Annotated in this window: 20 protein-coding genes; 10 read left to right on the top strand and 10 right to left on the bottom strand. The window is 65.5% G+C overall.

From position 1 onward, the window contains the following. Positions 1 to 23 precede the first annotated feature (23 nt). Complete coding sequence (locus tag IC762_RS10015; RefSeq protein WP_433995886.1) at positions 24 to 1,094, bottom strand: YeiH family protein; 1,071 nt, start codon at positions 1,092 to 1,094, stop codon at positions 24 to 26. An 86-nt stretch (positions 1,095 to 1,180) separates the two neighbouring features. Between IC762_RS10015 and IC762_RS10010 the strand changes: the two genes are divergently transcribed. Continuing rightward, the gene (locus tag IC762_RS10010; RefSeq protein ID WP_195788633.1) at positions 1,181 to 2,134 is read left to right on the top strand and encodes a LysR family transcriptional regulator; all 954 of its coding nucleotides are present in this window, start codon (positions 1,181 to 1,183) and stop codon (positions 2,132 to 2,134) included. Here the strand turns inward: IC762_RS10010 and IC762_RS10005 are convergent. Both IC762_RS10005 and IC762_RS10000 read right to left on the bottom strand, forming a co-directional pair. Then, positions 2,082 to 2,303: a hypothetical protein gene (locus IC762_RS10005; RefSeq protein ID WP_195788632.1), complete on the bottom strand. Its 222-nt coding sequence runs from the start codon at positions 2,301 to 2,303 to the stop codon at positions 2,082 to 2,084. The genes IC762_RS10010 and IC762_RS10005 overlap by 53 nt on opposite strands. A 388-nt stretch (positions 2,304 to 2,691) precedes the next feature. Next, on the bottom strand, positions 2,692 to 3,960 hold the full coding sequence (locus tag IC762_RS10000; RefSeq protein ID WP_433995885.1) for an allantoate amidohydrolase: 1,269 nt from the start codon (positions 3,958 to 3,960) through the stop codon (positions 2,692 to 2,694). Positions 3,961 to 4,331: 371 nt separating this feature from the next. On the opposite strand from IC762_RS10000, the gene IC762_RS09995 reads away from it, so the two are divergent. The 5 genes from IC762_RS09995 to IC762_RS09975 are packed head-to-tail and all read left to right on the top strand — an operon-like array spanning position 4,332 to position 9,704. Further along, positions 4,332 to 5,441, top strand: a complete 1,110-nt coding sequence (locus IC762_RS09995; protein ID WP_195788631.1) for a BMP family ABC transporter substrate-binding protein — start codon at positions 4,332 to 4,334, stop codon at positions 5,439 to 5,441. Beyond that, positions 5,438 to 6,547, top strand: a complete 1,110-nt coding sequence (locus IC762_RS09990; RefSeq protein ID WP_195788630.1) for an ABC transporter permease — start codon at positions 5,438 to 5,440, stop codon at positions 6,545 to 6,547. Before IC762_RS09995 ends, IC762_RS09990 begins: the two co-directional genes overlap by 4 nt. Before the next feature lies 1 nt (position 6,548). Further along, a complete protein-coding gene (locus IC762_RS09985) occupies positions 6,549 to 7,475 on the top strand; it encodes an ABC transporter permease (protein ID WP_195788629.1) in 927 nt (308 codons plus the stop codon). 16 nt (positions 7,476 to 7,491) lie between these two features. Next, positions 7,492 to 8,175, top strand: coding sequence for a biuret amidohydrolase (gene biuH, locus IC762_RS09980; RefSeq protein ID WP_195788628.1), 684 nt, complete (start codon positions 7,492 to 7,494; stop codon positions 8,173 to 8,175). Next, a complete protein-coding gene (locus IC762_RS09975) occupies positions 8,172 to 9,704 on the top strand; it encodes an ABC transporter ATP-binding protein (protein ID WP_195788627.1) in 1,533 nt (510 codons plus the stop codon). The genes biuH and IC762_RS09975 overlap by 4 nt, the downstream gene beginning before the upstream one ends. 12 nt (positions 9,705 to 9,716) lie before the next feature. On the opposite strand, the gene IC762_RS09970 is transcribed toward IC762_RS09975, so the two are convergent. The 3 genes from IC762_RS09970 to IC762_RS09960 all read right to left on the bottom strand — a co-directional run bounded on the left by IC762_RS09970 (position 9,717) and on the right by IC762_RS09960 (position 12,346). Next, positions 9,717 to 10,859 carry a mechanosensitive ion channel family protein gene (locus tag IC762_RS09970; protein WP_195788626.1) on the bottom strand — a complete coding sequence of 381 codons (1,143 nt, stop codon included), beginning with the start codon at positions 10,857 to 10,859 and terminating at the stop codon, positions 9,717 to 9,719. Between the two features lie 133 nt (positions 10,860 to 10,992). After that, entirely contained in the window at positions 10,993 to 11,931 is a 939-nt protein-coding gene (puuE, locus tag IC762_RS09965; RefSeq protein WP_195788625.1) for an allantoinase PuuE, read from the bottom strand. A 1-nt stretch (position 11,932) separates the two neighbouring features. Further along, positions 11,933 to 12,346 (bottom strand): DUF3830 family protein, encoded by a 414-nt coding sequence (locus IC762_RS09960; protein ID WP_195788624.1) that lies wholly within the window; start codon positions 12,344 to 12,346, stop codon positions 11,933 to 11,935. 203 nt (positions 12,347 to 12,549) lie between these two features. On the opposite strand from IC762_RS09960, the gene IC762_RS09955 reads away from it, so the two are divergent. Continuing rightward, on the top strand, positions 12,550 to 13,284 hold the full coding sequence (locus IC762_RS09955) for an SDR family NAD(P)-dependent oxidoreductase (protein WP_195788623.1): 735 nt from the start codon (positions 12,550 to 12,552) through the stop codon (positions 13,282 to 13,284). 105 nt (positions 13,285 to 13,389) lie between these two features. Then, positions 13,390 to 13,593 (top strand): hypothetical protein, encoded by a 204-nt coding sequence (locus IC762_RS09950; protein WP_195788622.1) that lies wholly within the window; start codon positions 13,390 to 13,392, stop codon positions 13,591 to 13,593. 21 nt (positions 13,594 to 13,614) lie between these two features. On the opposite strand, the gene IC762_RS09945 is transcribed toward IC762_RS09950, so the two are convergent. Genes IC762_RS09945 through IC762_RS09930 form a run of 4 tightly spaced genes read right to left on the bottom strand, consistent with a single transcriptional unit; the run spans position 13,615 to position 17,590 of the window. Next, positions 13,615 to 14,484 (bottom strand): aldose 1-epimerase family protein, encoded by an 870-nt coding sequence (locus IC762_RS09945; protein ID WP_195788621.1) that lies wholly within the window; start codon positions 14,482 to 14,484, stop codon positions 13,615 to 13,617. Between the two features lie 30 nt (positions 14,485 to 14,514). Beyond that, positions 14,515 to 15,342: a carbohydrate ABC transporter permease gene (locus IC762_RS09940; RefSeq protein WP_195788620.1), complete on the bottom strand. Its 828-nt coding sequence runs from the start codon at positions 15,340 to 15,342 to the stop codon at positions 14,515 to 14,517. After that, positions 15,339 to 16,235 (bottom strand): carbohydrate ABC transporter permease, encoded by an 897-nt coding sequence (locus tag IC762_RS09935; RefSeq protein WP_195788619.1) that lies wholly within the window; start codon positions 16,233 to 16,235, stop codon positions 15,339 to 15,341. Before IC762_RS09935 ends, IC762_RS09940 begins: the two co-directional genes overlap by 4 nt. Then, the gene (locus IC762_RS09930) at positions 16,232 to 17,590 is read right to left on the bottom strand and encodes an ABC transporter substrate-binding protein (RefSeq protein ID WP_195788618.1); all 1,359 of its coding nucleotides are present in this window, start codon (positions 17,588 to 17,590) and stop codon (positions 16,232 to 16,234) included. Before IC762_RS09930 ends, IC762_RS09935 begins: the two co-directional genes overlap by 4 nt. Before the next feature lie 156 nt (positions 17,591 to 17,746). Between IC762_RS09930 and IC762_RS09925 the strand changes: the two genes are divergently transcribed. Both IC762_RS09925 and IC762_RS09920 read left to right on the top strand, forming a co-directional pair. Then, a complete protein-coding gene (locus tag IC762_RS09925) occupies positions 17,747 to 18,505 on the top strand; it encodes a FadR/GntR family transcriptional regulator (RefSeq protein WP_195788617.1) in 759 nt (252 codons plus the stop codon). A 327-nt stretch (positions 18,506 to 18,832) separates the two neighbouring features. Next, on the top strand, positions 18,833 to 19,660 hold the full coding sequence (locus tag IC762_RS09920; protein WP_195788616.1) for a CHAD domain-containing protein: 828 nt from the start codon (positions 18,833 to 18,835) through the stop codon (positions 19,658 to 19,660). Positions 19,661 to 19,743: the final 83 nt, after the last annotated feature.

The following is a 19,743-nucleotide window of genomic DNA, read 5'->3' as shown; positions in this document are numbered from 1 at the left end:
GCCTACCCTGCAAATCGTCACTGCTATTTGAAGACGTGCACCAGTCCGATGCTCAAGCCCAGCAGCAACATGAGCGACAGCGTGACGGCCGCCGTCACGCGCCCTCCGACCGTCGACAGAACCCGCACGTCGACGCCGAGTCCGAGCGCCGCCATCGAGACCACGGTGAGAACAGCGGCAATCTTCGTCACCGGCGTGATCGCCACGTCAGGCACGAGCTGGAACGAGCGCAGCGCGGCCAGCAGCAGGAAGCCGATGATGAACCAGGGCACCAGCTTGAACGGGCTGATGGGCGCGGCCTTCGCGGTGCCGGCCTCGCGCTTGCGGCGTGCCACGAACAGCGAGAGGCCGAGCACGATCGGGCCCAGCATCAGGACCCGCACCAGCTTCACCAGCGTGCCGATCTGAGTCGAGACGATGCCGGCCGGCACCGTCGCTGCCAGCACCTGCGGCACGGCATAAACCGTAAGGCCGGCGAGGATGCCGTATTGCGTCGCCGTCAGTTTGAGCAACGGGATCAGCAGCGGCAGGCCGAGCACCATCAGCACACCCAGGATCGCGGTGAACGAGATCGACGAGACGATGTCGTCGCCGTCGGCGTCGATCACCGGCGCCACGGCTGCGATCGCCGAGTTGCCGCAGATCGAATTGCCGCACGCGATCAGGATCGAGAGTTTTGCCTTCAGCCCGAGCATCCGGCTGAGACCATAGCTTACCGCCAGCATGATCACGACCGTCACCACAATTGCGCCGATCAGGAGCCCGCCCGACGCCACGATCGCCGCAAAGCTGATCGAGGCGCCGAGCAGCATCACGGCGACCTCGAGCAGCTGCTTGGCGCTGAACGCGATCCCGGAGCGCCAGCGCTCCGACGGCTGCCAGGCGGTGCGCACGGCCATGCCGAGCAGGATCGCGACCACCAGCGCCTCGATGTAGGGGTGGTCGAAGACGCGCTCCTCGGCGGCCTGGATGCCGAGCGCGATGACCGTGATCACCCCGCAGAGCAGGATGCCTGGAATGAGCAGAAAGGCGCGCTTCAGCGCCCCCTGCTTCTGCGCTTGCTTGCCCCCTTGGCCTTTGGCTGGTTCCGGCACGAAATCCTCTTTTCAGAGAAGATTTTATGCGCCAGACCGGCCCGATTGGCTAATATCTTTTCGAACTGCCCCAATGAAGAGAAGTTATGTCCCTCAACCTGCATCTGCTCCGCCTGTTCGCTGCCGTGGCGCGGACTGGAAGCTTCTCCCGCGCCGCCGAGCTGTTGCACATCAGCCAGCCGGCGATCTCCAAGGGCGTGCGGGATTTCGAGCTGCAGGTCGGCTGCCGCCTGCTCGACCGCACGTCGAAGGGAGTGCGGCCGACGCGGGAAGGCGCCGCGCTCGCTCGCCACGCCGAGGCGCTGTTCGCGGCCGAACGCGCTGCCGAGGACGAATTGCAGGCATTGCGCAATCTCGACAGCGGCTCGCTGCGGATCGGCGCCAGCACGACCATCGCGACCTACATGATCCCGGAATATCTCGGCGTGTTTCATCGCGCCTTTCCCGGCATCGATCTCCATGTGGTCAGCGCCAACACCAGCGATATCGCCAGCCTGATGCTGGGGCACGAGATCGAAATCGCGCTGGTCGAGGGGCCGGTGGAGGACGAGAATCTGGTCAGCACCGCCTGGCGCACCGACGTGATGGCGCTGATCGCGGCTCCCGATCATCGTTTTGCGGCGGCCGGCCCGATCGACATCCGACTGCTGGCCGACGAGATCCTGATCGTGCGCGAGCCCGGCTCGGGCACCCGCGAGGTGGTCGCGCAGGCACTCGCCAGCCACCGCGTCGAGCCGCAGCGCACACTCGAGATCGGCAGCACCGAGGCGATCAAGCAGGCGGTGGCCGCCGGCGTCGGGGTCGCGATCGTGTCGATCGCGACGATCGATGATCAGGTCAGCCTGGGGAAATTGAAGGTGATCCCGATCAAGAACGTGCAGATCGAGCGCACGCTCTGGCAACTGAAATCGCCGGGACGACTGGACGTTCCGGCCGCGGTTGCATTCGAGGGGATTATCCGGGAGACGCGCGGCACGAAGCCCGCGGCTAGATCGCGGCGAACAGACCCTGCGCCCAGGCAACGGCACGCTCGAAGCTGAACACGCCGGGCTCGAAATAAACCGCCCGCGCCAGCACGATGCCCACGACCAGCACCCAGAACACGCTGGTGCCCGCCGTCTTCAGCCATTGCGACGCGCGCGCGTTCGCACCCGAAGGCTCGGCCGCGGGGACCGGCTCACCGAAGGGATCGTAGGCGGATTGGCTCATCGTGGGGACCTTTTGGAACGTGTCCAAGATGTCGCGATGCGGGGGCCGGAAGCAAGGGTAGCGGACTGCCTTTTGTAACGCCGGATTGGAACGGCATTTTCCGGTAGGCGGTCGGGGGAGAGTTTTCTTCTTTTGCCCGGACAGCAACTCACCCGAGCGCGAAAATCTCGATCGTCGGTCGGATGGGTAGAGCGTAGCGAAACCTATCATTTTGCGGCCGTGCGGTGATGGGTTTCGCTTCGCTCTACCCATCCTACAGGGCCTGAATCCCTGCCTCTCCCGTCATTGCGAGCGAAGCGAAGCAATCCATCGCCCCGCACACGCGGATGGATGGATTGCTTCGTCGCTTCGCTCCTCGCAATGACGGATGGCGGAATCGCCACGCCGCTCAGGCCGCCTGCGGCCGGAAATTCTCGACAAACCGCAACAGCACCCGCGCGCCGGTGTCGGCGTCGGCGAGCTCGACATGCTCGGCCGGATTGTGGCTGATCCCGCCGCGGCAGCGCACGAAGATCATGCCGATGTCGGCGACGTCGACCATCGCCATGCCATCATGCCCGGCCCCGCTCGGCAGCTCGAAGACGGGGAATCCCTCGCCCGCGACGGCGTCCGCGATCTGCGCTTTCAGCCAGGGCGCGCAAGGCACGCTGCGGTTCTCGTGGGTGACGTCGATCTGCAACGCGAGCTCGCGGCGCCTGGCGATCGCCTCGATCCGCCGCACGATGTCGGCGACCGCGCGCTTGCGATGCATGTCGCTCTGCGAGCGGATGTCCATCGTGAACGAGACCTTGCCCGGGATCACATTGGTGGCGCCGGGCATCGCGGTGATGTAGCCGACGGTGCCGACAAGGCCCGCTTCATCGGTCTTGCAGAACGCCTCGATCGCCACGATGCATTCGGCGGCGCCCGCGAGCGCGTCGCGCCGCAGCGGCATCGGCACGGTGCCGGCATGGCCGGCCATGCCGGTGAGATTGGCCGCAAGCCGCGTCGCGCCGGCGATCGCGCTGACGACGCCGACCGGCAGGCCCTTTTCCTCGAGCACCGGGCCCTGTTCGATGTGCAGCTCGACATAGCCGGAGAGCTCGCGGCGGGCGCGCGCGGCTTTGCCGATATGATCGGGATCGAGCCCGAAGGCGAGCAGCGCGCCGCGCATCGAGATGCCCTGGCGGTCGCGGGTCGCGAGCACGCTTTCGTCAAAGGTGCCGGCGATGGCGCGGCTGCCGAGCAGGGTCGAGGCGAAGCGGACGCCCTCCTCGTCGGCAAAGCCCGCGATCTCGATCGCGAACGGCAATCGCTTGCCGCGCCGATTGAGATCGGCGACGCAGGCGATCGCGGTGAGGACGCCGAGCGGGCCGTCCCATCTGCCGGCATCGCGCACGGTGTCGTAATGCGAGCCGAGCATCAGCGCCGGCAGGCCCGGCCGCTCGCCCTCGTAGCGGCCACAGACATTGCCGATCGCATCGAGATGCGCGCTCATGCCGGCCTCGCGCATCCAGGACAGGATGAGATCGGCGGCCCTGCGATGCTCCGTCGTGAGGAACACGCGCGCCAGATGCTCCGGCGTCTCGGAGATCGCGGCCAGCTCGTTGATCCGCGCCACGATCTCATGGCCGAGCGACGGTTGCTTGGGGCCGGCTGCTGTTTCCATCTCGCTCATGCTCTTCCAGTGCGTGGGCCGCTTGCAAATACGGTCCCGCAACGCCCCTCACTCGTAGCAGGCCCACCCCGATTCACCAGCCGGCAAATCACGCCGTCGCGGGTCGCGCGCAACCGGCCAGCGCTCGCCCAGCCGCCGGTTAGCGGCTGCTTAACGGCATTGCATACAACGGCGCTTGATCGCCTAATATTTAAGCAATTACTTCTTGCCCCAATTCCGAGCAGTCGAGATTGTCGTTATTCTCCAGCCCATTAGGTCCCCATGACCACCGAATGCGCTTTGGCACGAAGCTTGCGACATCCCTATTCGCGCCGCCGTTGCGGCGGCTGGCGAAAACGACAGGCGGCTGGACCGCCGGAGGGGAGCAGGCGATGGATTTCGGCAGGATTTCACGAAGGCATTTGTTGCAGGGAAGCGCGGCGCTGGCATTGGGCAGCGGGCTCGGGATCCGCGGCGCGGCCGCGGCGGAGACCACGGTCGGCTTCATCTATGTCGGCTCGCGCGACGACTACGGCTACAACCAGGCGCACGCGCAGGGCGCGGCTGCCGTGAAGAAGCTGCCCGGCATCAAGGTGGTCGAGGAAGAGAAGGTGGCGGAGACCGATGCGGTCGAGAAGACCATCGAGTCCATGATCAACCTCGACGGCGCCTCGCTGCTGTTTCCGACCTCTTTCGGCTACTACAATCCGCACGTCCTCAAGATGGCGGCCAAGTTTCCCAAGATGCATTTCGAGCATTGCGGCGGCCTGTGGTCCGACAAGGACCCGAAGAACGCCGGCAGCTATTTCGGCTACATCGACGAGGCGCAATTCATCTCCGGCATCGTCGCCGGCTATTCGACCAAGAGCGGCAAGCTCGGTTTCGTCGCGGCCAAGCCGATCCCGCAGGTGCTGCGCAACATCAACGCCTTCACGTTAGGGGCCAAGCTCGCCAATCCGAAGGCCACCACGCAGGTGATCTTCACCGGCGACTGGTCGATGCCGGTCAAGGAGGCCGAAGCCACCAACAGCCTGATCGACCAGGGCATCGACGTGCTGACCTGCCATGTCGACGGCCCCAAGACCATGGTCGAGAACGCCGCGCGCCGCGGCGCGATGGTGTGCGGCTATCACGTCAACCAGTCGCCGCTGGCGCCGAAGGCCTATCTCACCGGCGCCGAATGGAATTGGGAAGCGCTCTATCCGAAGTTCGTCAAGATGATCACCGCGGGAGAACCGATCCCGAACTTCTATCGCGGCGGCCTCAAGGAGGAGATCGTCAAGGTCTCGCCCTATGGCGACATGGTCTCGGCGGAGGCGCGCAAGCACGCCGACGAGGTCAAGGCCAAGTTCATGGCCAACGGCTACACGATCTTCAAGGGGCCGCTGGTCGATAACAAGGGCAAGACCGTGATCGCGGCCGGCACCGACCGCGGCCAGCAGGATCCCGAACTCGAGAAGATGGACTATCTGGTCGAGGGCGTGATCGGAGCCACCGCGTGACCACGGACACGGCGGAATCGGTCGACGCAGTCGCCGTCGCGCCGGCCGCCGATCCCGGATTCCTCCAGCGCTACGGCGCTGGTATCGAATACATCCTGATCCCGGGCGCGGCGCTGGTCGGCGCGCTCGCGGTGTTCGGGGCGTTCGTCGCTGTCTATGGCAAGAACCCGCTCGATCTGTATTTCTACATGTATTACGGCGCGTTCGGCACCTGGTTCTCCTGGCAGAACACGCTGACCCGGGCTGCACCCTTGATCCTGACCGCACTGTGCACCGCGCTGCCGGCGCAGCTCGGCATGGTGATCATCGGCGGCGAAGGCGCGCTGCTGATCGGCGCGCTGTCGGCAACCGCGGCAGCGCTGGCCGTGCAAGGCGCGGCGCCGATCGTGGTGCAGATCGCGATGGTGGTCGCGGGCGTAATCGGCGGCGGGCTCTGGATCGCGCTGTCAGGAGGCCTGCGACAGTATCGCGGCGTCAACGAGACGATCTCGAGCCTGCTGCTGGTCTACATCGCGCTCGCGATCCTCAACCATCTGGTCGAGGGGCCGATGCGCGATCCGGCGAGCCTCAACAAGCCGTCGACGCGGGAGATCGGCGCCGCCAATATGATCGGCAGCATTCCCGGCACCGACGTGCATTGGGGCCTGGTGTTCGGCCTGGTCGCCGCGATCGCAGCCTACATCCTGATCTTCCACACCACCTTCGGCTTCGCCGCGCGCGTCGCCGGCGGCAACATCCGCGCCGCGAAGATCGTGGGCCTCGGCGTCAGCAAACTGATCCTGACGATCTGCTTCCTCGCCGGCGGCTGCGCCGGGCTCGCCGGCATGATCGAGGTCGCGGCCGTACAGGGCCGCACCAATGCCAACCTTGCGGCGGGTTACGGCTTCACCGGCATCCTCGTCGCCTTCCTGGCGCGGCACAATCCGCTCGCGATCATTCCGGTGGCGATCCTGCTCGGCGGCATCTCAGCCTCCGGCGGGCTGCTGCAGCGCCGGCTCGGCCTGCCCGACGCCTCGGTGCTGGTGCTGCAAGGCATCATCTTCGTGTTCGTGCTCGCAAGCGATGCACTCTACGGGCGGATCGGCTTCCTGAAGGGAAAGAGCTGACATGGCGGATGCATCGCTCGGGCTCTGGACCGTTCCGCTCGCCGTGTTCGGCGGCGCCATCCGCGTCTCGACGCCGTTTTTGTTCGTCAGCCTCGGCGAATGCATCACAGAGCGAAGCGGCCGCATCAATCTCGGCCTCGAAGGCACGCTGGTGATGGGCGCGATGAGCGCCTATGGCATCTCCTACCTGTCCGGCTCGCCGTGGCTCGGCGTGCTTGCCGCCGGCATCACCGGTGCGCTGTTCGGCGCGCTGCATGCCGGCATCTGCTCGCTGCCGCGGGTCAACGATATCGCAGTCGGCATCGCGTTGATGCTGCTCGGCACCGGGCTGGCCTTCTTCCTCGGCAAGCCGCTGATCGAGCCGACCGCGGCAAGATTGCCGGCGATCGATTTCGGCTGGTGGAGCGACATCCCGCAGGTGCGCGCGGCGCTGCGCATCAACGTGCTGTTCCTGATCGGCGTCGCGATCGCGCCGCTGCTCACCTGGGCGTTCCGGACTACGCGCTGGGGCCTCTTGATCCGCACCGCCGGCGAAAGCGCCGACGCGGCGCGCGCGATGGGCCATTCGGTGCTGCTGATTCGCTTGCGCGCCACCATGGTCGGCGGCTTCCTCGCCGGCATCGGCGGCTCGTTCCTGTCGCTGTTCTATCCCGGCAGCTGGAACGAGGGCCTCTCCTCAGGACAGGGCATCACCGCGGTGGCGCTGGTGATCTTCGCGCGCTGGAATCCGATGCTCTGCCTGTGGGCCTCGCTCGCCTTCGGCGGCGCCGCGGCACTCGGCCCTGCCCTGCAATCAGTCGGCATCACCTCCGGTTATCACCTGTTCAACGCCGCGCCCTACATCCTGACCCTGGCGATCATGATCATCACCTGCTCGCCGAAGCGCACGCTGACCGGCGCGCCGGCCGAATTGTCCATCACCCGATAGGTTTGCGAGATCGTCCATGCCCGAGCGCACCCTCAAGTCCGAACCCTACGCCTGGCCCTACAATGGCGACCTGCGTCCGCAAAACACCGCGTTGATCATCATCGACATGCAGACCGATTTCTGCGGCGTCGGCGGCTATGTCGACAAGATGGGCTACGATTTGTCGCTGACCCGAGCGCCGATCGAGCCGATCAAGAAGCTGCTTGCCGTGATGCGCGCGCAGGGCTTCCACATCATCCACACCCGCGAGGGCCACCGGCCGGACCTCGCCGACCTGCCCGACAACAAGCGCTGGCGCTCGCGGCAGATCGGCGCCGGGATCGGCGATCCCGGGCCGTGCGGCCGCATCCTGGTGCGCGGCGAGCCCGGCTGGGAGATCATCTCCGAACTGGCGCCGCTCCCGGGCGAGCCCATCATCGACAAGCCCGGCAAGGGCTCGTTCTGCGCCACCGATCTCGAGCTGATGCTGCGGCTGCGCGGCATCGAGAACATCGTGTTGACCGGCATCACCACCGACGTCTGCGTCCACACCACGATGCGCGAGGCCAACGACCGCGGCTTCGAATGCGTGCTGATCGAGGATTGCTGCGGCGCGACCGATCGCAGCAACCACGACCACGCGCTGAAGATGATCAAGATGCAGGGCGGCGTGTTCGGCGCGGTGGCGACGTCGGCCGACCTGATCGGGGCGCTGTCGTGATCGTCGGCGAGCCGCCCGCCCCGTCTGGCGCGTTCGGCGTCGACGCTATCGCCATGACGATGAAATTCGGTGATTTCGCAGCGCTCGACAATGTCGAACTGAAGGTGCGCCCCGGTTCGTTCCATGCCCTGCTCGGCGAGAACGGCGCCGGCAAAAGCACGCTCGTGAAATGCATCATGGGCTATTACCACGCCACCGAAGGCGAGATCATCGTCGGCGATCGCCAGCAGACCATCGCCAACCCGAAGGACGCGCATGCGCTCGGGCTCGGCATGGTCTACCAGCATTTCACTTTGGTGCCGGCGATGACGGTCGCCGAGAACCTGGTGCTGGCGCGCGACGACGTGCCCGCCATGGTCGACTGGCGCAAGGAGAAGCAGGAGCTCGAAGCGTTCCTGGCGCGGATGCCGTTCAAGGTGCCGCTCGACGCAAGGGTCTCCGACATCTCGGCCGGCGAGCGGCAGAAATGCGAGATCCTCAAGCAGCTCTATCTGAAGCGCCGCTTCCTGATCCTGGACGAGCCGACCTCGGTGCTGACGCCGGGCGAAGCCGACGAGGTGCTCGGCATGCTGCGCGCCATGGTGGTGGCGGGCGAATTGACCATTCTGATGATCACCCACAAGTTCCGCGAGGTGATGGCGTTTGCCGACGAGGTCACGATCCTGCGCCGCGGCAAGCTTGCCGGCACCGGCAAGGTCTCAGAGCTGACGCCGGACGAAATGGCGCGCACCATGATCGGCGCCGAGCAACTGACGGTGCAGCCGCCGCGCACCGGTGACGCCGGCGCGCCACGGCTCGAGCTCGACAAGCTGACCGCGCTCGACGATGCCGGCGCGATCGCGGTGCATGGCGTGTCGCTGACGGTGAAGAGCGGCGAGATCGTCGGCATCGCCGGCGTCTCCGGCAACGGCCAGCGCCAGCTGGTCGAGGTGCTGGCCGGCCAGCGCGAGGCCGAGAGCGGCGTCATCCGCGTCCAAGGCGAGGCCTATTCGGCCCGCCGCGAGGAGATGCGGCGACACAAGATGTCACTGTTGCCGGAGGAGCCGCTGAAAAATGCCTGCGTCGGCGGCATGAGCGTTGCCGACAACATCGCGTTCCGCGAATTCGACCGCGCCCCGTTCGCGCGCGGCGGCTGGTGGCTGAATAGATCCGCGTTTCGCAGGGATGCCGAACGAAAGATCGGCCGCTACAAGATCAAGACCCGCACGCCGGAGACGCCGATCGCGGCGCTATCGGGCGGCAATGTGCAGCGTGCGGTGCTGGCGCGCGAGCTCTCCGGCGACGTCGAGGTCTTGATCGCCGCCAACCCCTGCTTCGGCCTCGACTTCGCCGCGGTGGCGCAGATCCACGCCGAGGTCATGGCCGCACGCAATCGCGGCGCCGCGGTGCTCTTGGTCAGCGAGGACCTCGACGAGCTGCTGGAACTATCGGATCGGCTGGTGGTGATGTTCCACGGCCAGTTCGTCCACGAAGCCCGCGCCAGCGAGGCCGACCTTACCGAGATCGGCCGGCACATGGCGGGGCATTAGGCAAGGCGCTGATCAATTCGGCGACGATGCGGCTGCCCGTTCGCGCGGTGGACCGCCGCGCAGGAATGCTTTGCCAAAGCCGTCGGCGGCCGGCGCAAGAATGGCGCGGTCGCGCGGCAGCGCATCGGGCATCTCGTCGCGGATGAACGCCAGCAGCTTTTCGCGGATTTCACAGCGCAGGTCCCAGGATTGCGGCGCGTTGCGTGCACTGACCAGCGCGCGCAGCTCGATGGTGCGCGGATGCGTATCGATCACCTGCAGATTGACCACCGCGCCGTCCCACAGCCGGGATTCCTTCGCCACCTGCTCCAGCCGTTTCCGGATTCCCGGCACGTCGGCGCTGTAGTCGACATGCAGCGCGATGGCGCCGATCAGCGACTGCGCGTCGCGGGTCCAGTTCTGGAACGGTCGCTCGATGAAGTAGGACAGCGGCACCACCATGCGCCGCCAATCCCACAGACGGATCACGACATAGGTCGAGGCGATGTCCTCGACCCAGCCCCATTCGTTCTCGATGATCACGGCATCCTCGATCCGGATCGGCTGCGTCACCGCGATCTGCACGCCGGCGATCAGATTGCTGAGCAATGGCCTTGCCGCAAGACCGACGATCAAGCCGGCAGCGCCGGCAGAGGCGAACAGGCTGACGCCATATTGCTTCACAGAATCGAACGTCATCAGCGCGGTGGAGACTGCGATGACGACAATCAACGTGTCGGCGACCCGCTTGAAGACACGGACCTGGGTGACGTGCTTGCGCGCCAGGAAATTCTCGGCGACGTCGAGACGGAATTTATCCAGATATCGGGCAGACACCATTTCGGTGACGCGGATCGAGATCCAGCCGACCAGCGCGATGACGGCGATGCCGAAGAAATGGCTCAACGCCTGACGCAGCATGTCATTGAGCGGCGCCAATGGCAGCACCAGTGCGACGGCCGCAAGACACAGCGCCAGCCGCGACGGGCCGGATATCCGGTCGAGCAGCAGCGGCGCCACCGCGTTGCTCGGGCTGAACATGCGGCGTCCCAGGCGCTGCGCGATCGAGTGGATGACGAGCGCGACGACGATCGCGCCCGTGATCAGGCCGAGGCCGACAACCCAGTCCGGCACCCAGCGAAAGGTATGTTCCAATTCGGCAATGATGTCTTGCATGCGATCCCGCCTGCTCCAGCGCTGCTAACGCGTGGAGTCCGGGATCGCTTCTGACGTCTGTGCAACGCAGCAATTCAGCCGGCGCATCCCGAGATGCAGTGGAACCGTGCGGGCGACACAAATGGGTCCAAGGTCAGCCGATCTCGAACGCCTGTTCCGCGAGATGCTTCAGATTGGCGTGCCAGTGCTCGGCGATCGCGAGGCGCGTCGGGATCCAGACGTGCTCGTGCTTCTGGATGTAATCGAGGAACCGCATCAGCGCGGCGGCGCGGCCGGGACGGCCGACCACGCGGCAATGCAGGCCGACCGACATCATCGCAGGCCGCGTCGCGCCCTCGGCGTACAGAACGTCAAAGCTGTCCTTCAGATAGGTGTAGAACTCGTCGCCGCCGGGAAAACCTTGCGGGTTGATGAAGCGCATGTCGTTGGCATCGAGCGTATAGGGGATCACGAGATGCGGCTCGGTGCCGGCAGACTTGATCCAATATGGCAGATCGTCGGCATAGGAGTCGCAGAGATAGCGCAGGCCGCCGGCCTCCATCAAAAGCCTCAGCGTGTTGATCGAGGAGCGGCCGGTGTACCAGCCGAGCGGCCGCGCGCCGGTCGCCTCGGTATGGACGGCGATGGCGCGCGCGATCTCCTCGCGCTCCTCGGCCTCCGTCATGTCCTTGTGCTCGACCCAACGCAAGCTGTGGCTGGCGATATCCCAGCCCGCCTCCTGCATCGCGGCGACCACGTCCGGATTGCGCTTCAGCGCCATCGCGACGCCGAACACCGTCGTCGGCAGCTTGCGTTCGGTGAATATCCGCCACAGCCGCCAGAAGCCGGCGCGCGAGCCATATTCGAACATCGATTCGATATTGGCGTGACGCTTGCCGACCCAGGGCTGCGCGCCCAGCACGTCCGACAGAAACGCCTCCGAGGCACGGTCGCCGTGCAGGATGTTGTTCTCGCCGCCTTCCTCGAAATTGACCACGAACTGCACCGCGACACGCGCCTGCCCCGGCCATTTCGGGTCGGGCGGATTGCGGCCGTAGCCGCGGAGATCGCGCGGGTAGCCGTTCTCGCTCACATCAGACTTCCTCGAAGCGGATTTTTTGCGCGCCCTTCCACAGCACGGCCTTGCCGAACGCGGTGAGGTTCTCCAGCCCCGACGTCAGGGTGATGAAATGGTTGCCGGCGAGCTGGCCCATCTTGCTGGCAAAATGCACGCCGCCATAGGCGAGCAGGATCTCGGTCTCGCTGATGCCGCCGGGATAGAGGATGATCTGGCCCGGCGCCGGATAGCTGGTGTGGTTCTCGTAGGAGACGCCGAAATCGAGATCGCCGAGCGGCATCCAGACGCCCTCGCCGCTCCAGCGCACATGGATCGCCTGGCTCTCGAACGGCATCGCCTTGCGGAACGCGGCGACCGTCTTCGGCGCCAGCTGCTCCTCGAAACGGGCGTCAAAGGTGAAGTCGCCGGCATGGACAATCAGTTTGCTCATCGATCTCTCGTGGGTGGGCTTGGCAGGAATGATACCCCACCATTGCCGCCGGCCCGCGCCGGACGCAAGGCCGATTTCGGCGATTACTTGCGGTTTTTCGACCGGTTTTCGTCGCCGGGCGTCCCCGGCAACGCAGATTTGAGCGGGGTTGCGTTGCGTCGCGCGCCGCCCTTTGCGAACCTGACAGAAAGAAGGAGATCGCGATGACGACAAGCAGCCTGCACGGACATGTCGCCCTGGTGACCGGAGGCTCGCGCGGCATTGGCGCCGCCATCGTCAAGATGCTCGCGGAAGCCGGCGCCGCCGTCGCGATCAATTATCGCGAGCGCGCCGCAGAGGCCGAGACGCTGGCGAAGGGCATCATCGCAGCCGGCGGCCGGGCGATCGCGATCACGGCCGACGTCTCAGAGACCGCCGCTGTCGCCGATCTGGTCGAGCGCGCAAAGTCCGAGCTCGGCCCGATCGACATCCTCGTCAACAACGCCGGGATCGCGATCGTCAAGGGCGTCGACGATCTCACCGAAGACGATTTCGACCGCACCATCACCGTCAATCTCAAATCGGCGTTCCTGTGCACGCAGGCCGTGCTGCCGATGATGCGCACCAAGCAATGGGGCCGCATCGTCAACATCTCCTCCGGTGCTGCGCGCGGCGCCGGCTCGATCGGGCCGCATTATAATGCCTCGAAAGCCGGCATCGAGGGCCTGACCCGCGGCTATGCCGCGCGTCTCGTCAAGGAGGGCATCACGGTGAACGCGGTGGCGCCGTCGCTGATCGAGACCGACATGATGAAGGGACAAAGCTCGCTGGTCAGCCGGATCCCGATCGGACGCTTCGGCACCGCCGACGAGGTCGCGCAGGCCGTGATGCTCCTGGTCGGCAATCCCTACATGACCGGGCAGACCATCGCGATGAGCGGCGGCATGGCGTTCAACTGATCGCGACAAGCGCGGCATATTCCGGCGCTGTCATCAAACCGTGCGGGGAACTGTGCTTGCCTGCGGCCGTTATCCGTCAGGCGAAAACCCGATTTGGAGCTTGTCGTGATCGATCCGAAAGTGCTGCTCGAACGCGCCGCGCAACTGGCCGAGCAGGCCAAGGGCGAGGAAGAACCCGGCATCCGCGAGCGGCTGCTGCGCATGGCCGAGCACTACCGCGATCTGGCCGCGCATGAAGCCTGGGCACATGAGAACCCGCCCTCAATGAGCGGGATCACCAGCGTGCTGAGCACGCGCGGGGCGCATTGACCTACTCGCGGCCGCGACCGGTCAGCGCACCCGTATACGATAGTTGAGCGACTGCCGCGCGCCGGGAGCGATGTGCATCAGGCCGGGCTTGTCGGCAAACTCGCCATCGAATTCGATCGGACTGGCAAAGCCGTGCCATGGCTCGATGCAGAGGAACGGCGCGCCGCCGGGCTTCGACCAGATGCCGAGCTCGCGAAAGCCGCTCCAGGACATCTCGATCGCCGGGTCATCGGCGGCCGCGAAGCGGACCGATCTGCTGGCGACATGATCGAGGATGATCGCGTCGGCATCGAACAGCGCCTCCGACAATGCGAGCGTCCGGCCCCTGACGGGGCTCGGTTCGCCTTGCCGCCGCATCAGTCCACCCTCAAGCCGCCGGATCGGCGCGGGCTCATCATGCGCGAAGGCCAGCGCGTAGGCGTCCTTCGGCACGCCCGCGTGCAGCGGCCAGTTGAAGGCGGGATGTCCACCGAGCGACGCCGGCAGCATCTCATCGCCGCTGTTGATGATGTCGAAGGCGACGTCGAGATCGGGGCCATCGACGCTGTAGGTGACCTCGAGCCGGAACGCGAATGGATAGCGCGCGCGGGTCTCGCCGTCGTCGGACAGAGCAAGCTTGCAGGAACGCGGTCCCTGCTCCAGCCACGCGAAGCGGCGGTCGCGCGCAAAGCCGTGCTGCATCATCGGATAGGTCTTGCCGTTGTGGCGCAGTGTGTCGTTCTTCAACTTGCCGACGATCGGGAACAGGATCGGCGCGTGGCGCGGCCATTGCGGACCGGCCTGCCACAACAGCTCCACGCCCTCGACATTGCGCAGTGACACCAGTTCTGCACCCTGCGCCGAAATCGTGGCGGCGATCGCCTCACCGCGCAGCGTGTGACTGTCGCTCATGGCCGGCCTCGCCAAAATGCGTTCATCATCTCATCCTTTCACCGCGCCCGCCGTCAGCCCGCTGACGAGATAGCGGCGCACCGCGAGCGAGAAGATCAGCACCGGTGCCATCACCAGCGATCCGCCGGCGGCGATCTTGCCCCATTCCCAGCCTTCATAGTTCATGAAATTGACGACCGCCACCGGCGCGGTGCGCGCATGGGTGCGGGTCAGGATCAGCGCAAAGAAGAAATCGTTCCAGGCATAGAGAAAGCACAGGATCGCGGTCGCCGCGATCCCGGGCGCGACCATCGGCAGCACGATTTTGGTGAACACCACGCGGGTCCGCGCCCCGTCCACAAGGGCCGCCTCCTCCAGCGACGATGGCACGGTGTCGAAGAACGGCTGCATCATCCAGATCGTCAGCGGCAGGTTGAAGCTGGTGTAAACCAGCACCAGCCCGGTCACGGTGTCGAGCAGGCCGATCCAGCGATAGAACAGGAAGAACGGAATCGTGAACGCGATCGGCGGCGCCATCCGCGTCACCAGGATCGCAAAACCGAGCGCGTGCTTGCCGCGCCCGGCCCAGCGCGACAGCGCGTAGGCCGCAGGAACCCCGAGCAGCAGCGCCAGTGCGGTCGAGAACGATGCGCTGAGCAGGCTGTTGAGGAACGACGCCGGGAACGTACTGTGCCACAGCGAGCTGTAATTCGAAAGCGTCGGCGTAAAGATCAGAGGCGGCGGGAATTCGAGGATCTGGTCGTTGGACTTCAAGCTCATCTGCAACAGCCACAGGAACGGCAACAGCATCACCAGCAGCGTGACGCCGATCGCGACCAGCCGTGCCGCGCCCGGCTTACGTCCGGCCACTCCGCTCATGCCATCGCCTCGCGGCGGCGGCCCATCCAGACCAGGCCGAGGCTGATCGAGGCCACCAGCAGCAGCATGACGATCGTCACCGCGCTCGAATAGCCGATCTCGTTGCTATCGAATGCCAGCAGATAGGCATAGTAGTTCGTCACCTCGGTGACGGTGCCCGGCCCGCCGCCGGTCAACAGGAAGATCAGCGGAAACGCCTTCACGCTGTCGATCAGGCGGAACATGCCCGAGATCACCAGGATCGGCGTGATGAAGGGCAGCGTGACGTACCAGAAGACCTGCAGCCGGTTGGCGCCATCGACCAGCGCGGCTTCGGAATATTCGTCCGGGATGGTTTGCAGCGCCGCCAACACCATCAGGAAGGTGAAGGGCAGCCATTCCCAGCTGTCGGCAATGACGATCGACGTCAGCGCGAACCGGACGCTCGAGGTCAGCGACGGCATCGCAAAATTGAGGAGGCTTGCCGCATAATAAAGCGGGCTGATGTCGGGGGAGTAGATCAGCTTCCAGATCACGGCGACCACGATCGGCGGCAACACCATCGGAATCAGGAACAAGCTGCGCGCGAGTTCGACGAAGCGTGACTGCGCATTGAGCAGCAGCGCCAGCAACATGCCGAGCACGACCTGGAACAGCACGCTCCAGAACGACAGCTTGGCCTGCACCCACAGCGAATTGACGAAGCGCGGATCGCCGGGCAGCAGGGCATAATTGCGGAATGGCGCGCTGAAGTCCGTAGCCGTTCCGGGCTCGGCGAGTTGGAATGGCGTCAGACTCGTGATCAGCAGATACAGCGCCGGCAACACCGCCACGACGAACAGCACGATCAGGCTCGGCGCCAGCGCCCAGCGCTGGAAGCTGCGGCGCTCGGCGTCGATCCCGACGCTCCTCAAAGTTTGGCTCCGCCGCGGCGCAGATTGGCGATTGCCTGCTCCTGCGCTGCATTCATCGCGTCAGGCGCGCTGGCCTGGCCGGTCGCGACCTGTTCGAACGCCTTGTTGAGGACGTCGCCGACGATCGGAAACTCCTTCACCGTGCGATAGGCCATGTAATTGTCGCCCTTCGCCGGCAGCTCCAGTACATCGAGATAGAGCGCGCCGAGATCCTGGCCGTTGACGGTGTTGAGCTTGCGATAGGCCTCGCTGGTGATGATTGAGCGCCGGCACACCGACGAATGGCCGTGTTCCTTGACGATGCGCAGCGATATTTCGGGGCTGAGCGCCCATTTGATGAATTCCCAGGCGGCCTTCTTGTTCTTGGCGTTCCTGGGAATGCCGAGCCCCTGGCTGTTCGACGCCGGATGGTCGTGCACGGGCCCGGCCGGCATCCGCACCACGCGCGAGGTGTCCTTCACCTTGCTCTCGTCGGACAGCAGGATCGGCGTCACCCACGCGCTGGAATGGATGAAGATGTTGGAGCGCCCGGTCAGCAGCGACTGCCGGGCCTGGTCCTCGGTGTAGGTCAGCACGCCGCGCGGCGCGTTCTTCAGGAGGTTGGCGTAATATTCGATGCCCTGGATCGTCTCCGGCGTGTTCAGCGTCGGCATGATGTCGGCCGGCGGGTTCTTGAAGATGTTGCCGCCAAAACCCTGGATGTAGGGCGGCAAGCACCAGTGATGGAGCTGGAACGAGACGATGCCGTTGACCCCGTCGGTGCCGTTGATCTCGCTGGTCACCTGTTGCAGCTCGGCGAAAGTCTTCGGGATCTTGAGCCCCTTCTTCTCCATCAGGTCCATGCGCGACAGGCCCATCAGCATGGCGCCGCCTTCCCAGGAATAGCCGTAGGTCGCGCCCTTGGCGTCGCGATACGGCACCTGCGCGCCGTCGACGAAATCCTTCGGATTCCACTCCGCCGGCGTCAGGTTCGGATCGCCGGTGAACTCGTCGAGATTGGCGAGCAGCCCGGCCGCCACCCAGCGCGCGGCGAGGATGAAGGTGACGTTGACGAAATCGAACGCCGATCCGCCCGACGACAATTCGAGATTGGCCTGCTGGTTGTAGACCGGAAAGGCCGAGAGCTGAAGATCGACCTTCATGCCGGTCTGCGCCTCGAATTCGGGAATGTAGTCCTGCAGCAGCGTGAAGAAGCGATGCTGGAACGAGGCGCCATGCAGTGTGATCCCGGCGAACGGCTTGCTCTGGGCGATCAGCGGCGCCGGAAAAGCCGCAGCGCCGAGTGAGGCGGCGCCAGCCTGCAGCAGCGTCCGGCGGCTGACGGTCGAGGCTTGGCGCGGTTTCAGGCCGGTCATGGGTACGCCCTCCCGATAAGATTTTTGGAGAATATGACCGACATAAAATCATCTGTCAAAAGCACGTGCGATACGTTTTGAAGCTTGTTTCAATGGATAATTGACATCGCATCACAATAAAGCAGACAATATTGCCTCAAAGCTGAGGACCCCGATTTGCCCAAAGCGGCTGAAGCGCGCCCGTCCAACCCCCATGTCGCCCGCGAGATCGCGCGGCTGATCGTGACGGGCACCTGGCGGGAAGGCTGGACGCTGCCGCGCGAAATCGAGCTCGCCGCGCAATTCGATGTCAGCCGCACCTCGATCCGCGAGTCATTGTCGGTGCTGAAGGCCAAGGGCCTGATCGCCGCGCGGCAGAAGGCCGGCACGCATGTGCGCGAGCGGCTCAACTGGAACATGATGGATGCCGAGCTGCTGGAATGGACCTGGGCGGACCAGCCGCGCGAGGAGTTCGCCCGGCAGTTGATGCAGATGCGCCGCATCGTCGAGCCCGAGGCGTCCGCAATCTCCGCCGAGCGCGCGACCGATTCCGATCTCGCGCGGATCGAGCGCGCCTATCGCGAGATGGAAGCCGCCGGAATGGACCGCTCGGCCTATGCCGAGCCGGACCTGCGCTTTCACCGTGCCATCCTGATGGCGACCGGAAACGACTTCCTGGTGGCGTTCGCCGCAACGATGGAAGCCGGCATCCGGGTGTCGCTGGAACTGTCGATGCACAATCCCGCCGCGCCGCGCCGCGGCCTGCCCTATCACCGCGCCGTGCTCGACGAGATCTGGGCGCGCAATCCCGCCGGCGCACGCGCGGCCATGCACCGGCTGATCGACTTGACCGAACGCAATATCGCCGCAGCACTGCCGCGACGCAGGAGCAGCGAGGCGCTGACACAGGCGGGCGCGGACCGACCGCCGAAATAGCCGATGCGACGATGGGCGCCAACGCCATCGCGCCCTGTGCACTCGCCAGGTTTTCGCCGCAACTGCTCGTCCCGGTTGCGAGATTTTGGCCGCTGCACTGGCGTTGAGCGGATCGATGTCAGAAAGCGCTTGATCCGGATCGATCAAACGGGAAATGTTCCCGCCTGGGATGCCGCGTGTTGCGCTGCGGTGCCGACTTGCTTACCGACTTGGCTTACCCGACTTGGCTTACCGATTTAGGTTCAAGAGAGAGTGATGACGTTAGCGGCAAGTCCGGCCAAGGAGCGTGCTGTCCGCCCGAAACGGCCGCGCCAACTGAGCCAGGCCATGCGTTGCGAAACCGCGTTTCGGCTGATCCTGTCGGACTGTCTCGAGGAGGTCGCGACCAATCATCCGGGTGTCCAGGCCGGCGACCCCACCGCGCTCCACCACACCCGCATCGCGCTGACGCGGCTGAAGGCCACGATCGCCTTCTACGGCCCGATGGTGGCGGATACCGAATGGACGCGGCTGCGCACCGAGCTGAAATGGCTGAGCGCCCATCTCGGCGCAACGCGCGATCTCGACGTCGCGATCGACAACAGCAAGGGCTCGCCCGAAGAGCCGATGTTCAGGACGGCGCGGGCCGATGCCTTCGAGGCGCTGAAGGAGGCGCTGCAGAGCGAGCGTTACCGGCAATGGTTCGAGGGCATGTGGGACTGGGTCGGCAGCGGCCCCTGGACCGCGCGCCAGGACCGCCACGCCGCGCAGCGGCGGGCCGTGCCGGTGGCGGCGTTTCATGCGCAGCGACTGGCGCGCTGGCACGAGAAGCTGCGCCGCAAGAGCCGCGGGCTGCAGGGCATGGGCAAGACCAAGCGGCACCGCGTCAGGCTCGCCAGCAAGCGGTTGCGCTATGCCATCGAATTCTCCGAAGGCGGCCTGCCCGAAGATGTCTACGCGTCGTGGCGGACCGTGCTGAAGCATCTGCGCAAGGGACAGCAGCTGCTCGGCGAGTTGAACGACGACGAGGTTCGCCGCGAGCTCGTCGAGAACGCCGACGAGCGCGAGCTGCAGAAGCGCCGCCGCAAGGCGAAGCGCCGCAAGGAGCATGAGCGCAAGCGCAAGAGCCAGCTGCTGCGCCAGGCCGCGGCGGTCTACCGGAAGATCGCCGGATGACCTCCAGCCGCCCACCTTTGCATCCTCGTCCCGCAGCCCGCAGCGCGGGCCGGCCTCGCTTCAAAATCTGTCCACGCGGTGAC

The organism is Bradyrhizobium genosp. L (genome assembly GCF_015624485.1).
In the GTDB taxonomy this organism is placed as follows: Bacteria; Pseudomonadota; Alphaproteobacteria; order Rhizobiales; family Xanthobacteraceae; genus Bradyrhizobium.
This window is presented reverse-complemented; position numbering and strand designations above follow the sequence as displayed.

Excerpts from the sequence above, each read along its gene's own strand:
- IC762_RS09995 (WP_195788631.1), top strand. The coding sequence starts at position 4,332 with ATGGATTTCGGCAGGATTTCACGAAGGCATTTGTTGCAGGGAAGCGCG.
- IC762_RS09955 (WP_195788623.1), top strand. The coding sequence starts at position 12,550 with ATGACGACAAGCAGCCTGCACGGACATGTCGCCCTGGTGACCGGAGGC.
- IC762_RS09940 (WP_195788620.1), bottom strand. The coding sequence starts at position 15,342 with ATGAGCGGAGTGGCCGGACGTAAGCCGGGCGCGGCACGGCTGGTCGCG.
- IC762_RS09930 (WP_195788618.1), bottom strand. The coding sequence starts at position 17,590 with ATGACCGGCCTGAAACCGCGCCAAGCCTCGACCGTCAGCCGCCGGACG.
- IC762_RS10000 (WP_433995885.1), bottom strand. The coding sequence starts at position 3,960 with ATGAGCGAGATGGAAACAGCAGCCGGCCCCAAGCAACCGTCGCTCGGC.
- biuH (WP_195788628.1), top strand. The coding sequence starts at position 7,492 with ATGCCCGAGCGCACCCTCAAGTCCGAACCCTACGCCTGGCCCTACAAT.
- IC762_RS09960 (WP_195788624.1), bottom strand. The coding sequence starts at position 12,346 with ATGAGCAAACTGATTGTCCATGCCGGCGACTTCACCTTTGACGCCCGT.
- IC762_RS09945 (WP_195788621.1), bottom strand. The coding sequence starts at position 14,484 with ATGAGCGACAGTCACACGCTGCGCGGTGAGGCGATCGCCGCCACGATT.
- IC762_RS09985 (WP_195788629.1), top strand. The coding sequence starts at position 6,549 with ATGGCGGATGCATCGCTCGGGCTCTGGACCGTTCCGCTCGCCGTGTTC.
- IC762_RS10005 (WP_195788632.1), bottom strand. The coding sequence starts at position 2,303 with ATGAGCCAATCCGCCTACGATCCCTTCGGTGAGCCGGTCCCCGCGGCC.
- IC762_RS10010 (WP_195788633.1), top strand. The coding sequence starts at position 1,181 with ATGTCCCTCAACCTGCATCTGCTCCGCCTGTTCGCTGCCGTGGCGCGG.
- IC762_RS09970 (WP_195788626.1), bottom strand. The coding sequence starts at position 10,859 with ATGCAAGACATCATTGCCGAATTGGAACATACCTTTCGCTGGGTGCCG.
- IC762_RS09920 (WP_195788616.1), top strand. The coding sequence starts at position 18,833 with ATGCGTTGCGAAACCGCGTTTCGGCTGATCCTGTCGGACTGTCTCGAG.